Annotated in this window: 2 protein-coding genes and 1 pseudogene; all 3 read right to left on the bottom strand. The window is 69.3% G+C overall.

Translation table 11 applies throughout. The annotated features are described in order from the left end of the window. The coding region (locus ACWDSL_RS53210) for an SDR family NAD(P)-dependent oxidoreductase (RefSeq protein WP_450496952.1) at positions 1-117 on the bottom strand (117 nt) is incomplete at its 3' end. 53 nt (positions 118-170) lie between these two features. Beyond that, positions 171-1,619 carry a glucose-6-phosphate dehydrogenase gene (gene zwf, locus ACWDSL_RS53205; protein ID WP_450496950.1) on the bottom strand — a complete coding sequence of 483 codons (1,449 nt, stop codon included), beginning with the start codon at positions 1,617-1,619 and terminating at the stop codon, positions 171-173. Next, a pseudogene (locus ACWDSL_RS53200) lies at positions 1,616-2,041 on the bottom strand (phosphogluconate dehydrogenase (NAD(+)-dependent, decarboxylating)); the annotation flags it as partial. The gene zwf and the pseudogene ACWDSL_RS53200, both read right to left, overlap by 4 nt.

Genomic DNA, 2,041 nt, shown 5'->3' with positions numbered 1-2,041 from the left:
GCGGGCCGCGTCGCGCCCGGCGACCAGCGTGTGCGCGCCGCGCTCTGCCAGCGCTCGTGCCGTGGCCGCGCCGATGCCGCTGGTCGCCCCGGTCACGAGCGCGACCTTCCCCCGCATGGACGGTGACGTCATGGCCGGTTCCTCCCAGCGGTCGACTCCCAGCAGTCGACTCAATCGGGTTGGATCTTGTTGGCGTCCGGCAGATACCACTGGTGTGGTGCGATCAGTTCGTCGATGGCCGGTTCGGGGCCCCACGAGCCGGGGGCGTACGGCTGTAGCGGCGACGGGTTCTCGAGGAGAGGGGCCGACGCGGCCCAGATGTGCTCAATGCCGTCGGCCCCGGTGAACAGCGACCGGTCGCCCAGCATGGCGTCCAGAATCAACCGTTCGTAGCCCTCGAGCCCGTGCCTCTCGCAGAAGGAGCCGCCGTAGCGGAAGGTCATCGTCGCCGGTCCGAGTCGCATGGTGGGGCCGGGCTCCTTCGCGAGGAAGGTGGCGGCGATCCACCCGGGGTCCTTGAAATCGATCACTATCTTGTTGCCCTGGTACGTGTCCTGTTGGCCGAGGTCGGTACTGAACATCCGCAGGGGCGGTTCGCGCAGGCCCAGGGTGATCACCTCGCGGCCCTGGGCGAGGTTCTTGCCGGAGCGCAGGTGGAACGGGACGCCGGCCCATCGCCAGTTGTCCACCTCCAGCCGCAGCGCGGTGAACGTCTCGGTCTGTGAATCGGGGGCGACACCCGCCTCGTCGCGGTAGCCCTCGTACTGGCCGCGTACGACCTGCCCGGGTTCGATGGGGCGCAGCGCCTCGAAGACCTTGGCCTTCTCGTCCTGGAGCGGCTGGGCGGCGAGCGAGACCGGTGGTTCCATCGCCACGATGCCGAGCACCTGGATCAGATGGGTGACGATCATGTCCCGGAAGGCTCCGGTGCCTTCGTAGAAGTGGGCGCGGCCCTCGAGGCCGAGCGTTTCGGGGACGTCGATCTGCACGTAGCCGATGTGGTCCCGGTTCCAGATGGGTTCGAACAGGCCGTTGGCGAACCGGAAGGCGAGGATGTTGTCCACCGATTCCTTGCCGAGGAAATGGTCGATGCGGAAGACCCGGGATTCGTCGAAGACGGCGTGGATCGTCTCGTTGAGCGCCTGCGCTGAAGCGAGATCGGTGCCGAAGGGCTTCTCCACGATCACTTTCCCGTTCTCCGCCAGGTTCGTATCGCCGAGCATTCCGATGGTGGATGCGAACGCGGAGGGTGGAATGGCGAGATGGAACAGTCTGCTCGGCTGCCCGCCGAGGGAGTCCTCGGCCGCCCGTACGGCCGCGAGCAGCGGGCCGGGATCCTGGGCGTCGGCCGCGCCGTACGACAGCGAGTCCGCGAAGGACTGCCACACCGGCCCGGACGGCTCGCACCGTCCGAAGGTGGTGACCGCGTCGTGCGCCAGGGCGCGGAAGGCGTCGTCGCTCAGCGCGGACCTGGCACGGGACGAGCCCACGATGCGGTAGCCGTCCGGGAGGAGGCCCGCCGCGGCGAGGTGGTACAGCCCGGGGAGGAGTTTGCGCCTGGCGAGGTCGCCGGAGGCGCCGAAGAGCACGATGACATGGTTGTCCGGGCGGGTGGTCATGGCCGGCTCCGCTTCTCGGCGTGTCCGCCGAACTCACTGCGCATGGCGGACAGGACCCGGTCGCCGAACTCGCCCAGACCGCGGGACTCGAACCGATCGGTGAGCGCGGTGGCGATCACAGGGGTGGGTACGCCTTCGTCGATCGCCGCCCGTACGGTCCAACGGCCTTCGCCGGAGTCCGAGACGTGCCCCGCGAAATCCTCCAGCCGCGGGGACCGGGCGAGGGCGTCGGCGGTGAGGTCGACGAGCCAGGAGCCCACGACCGAGCCGCGGCGCCACACTTCCGCGACCTCGCCGACGTCGATCTCGTACTGATAGGCCTCCGGTTCGCGCAGCGGGGTGGTCTCCGCGTCGGCGGTGCGCTTGCGCAGCCCGGCGTCCGCGTGCTCGATGATGCTGAGCCCTTCGGCGATCGAGGCCAT

This window comes from Streptomyces sp. NPDC000941 (assembly GCF_053599555.1).
Note: the sequence above shows the minus strand (reverse complement) of the source record. Positions and strands in the feature narration are given on the sequence as shown.

Bases quoted from the DNA above. Each gene is read 5' to 3' on its own strand.
- zwf (WP_450496950.1), bottom strand. From the start codon at position 1,619: ATGACCACCCGCCCGGACAACCATGTCATCGTGCTCTTCGGCGCCTCC.